The organism is Pseudomonas sp. HMSC057H01 (assembly GCF_001836405.1).
Taxonomy (GTDB): Bacteria; Pseudomonadota; Gammaproteobacteria; order Pseudomonadales; family Pseudomonadaceae; genus Pseudomonas; species Pseudomonas aeruginosa.
In genome coordinates, this window is the sequence record NZ_KV828435.1 from 1 (window position 1) to 224 (window position 224).

Consider the following 224-nt stretch of genomic DNA (forward strand, 5'->3'; position numbering starts at 1 on the left):
GTCTGCCCGCTGGAACTGTTGAACCAGAGGAACCGATCAGCCTGGAACGCCATGGTCGTCACGCTCGTACCGCTGTCGAAGCCCAGTTGCCAGCCAGCGGCGTACTTCTGCCCGTTGGCATGCGCCTGGAGCTTCACGCTGTAGAGCGCCTTGACGTTTCCATCCAGCGAGGTAACCGCTTGAGATGTGGTCTGGATGTTCGCCTCGTTGGTATCGGTGCGCGC

The 224-nt window shown here is 61.2% G+C and carries 1 protein-coding gene; it reads right to left on the reverse strand.

Annotation, left to right across the window (positions count from 1 at the left end):
* The coding region (locus HMPREF2581_RS10405; protein ID WP_139181903.1) for a DUF1983 domain-containing protein at positions 1-224 on the reverse strand (224 nt) is incomplete at both ends.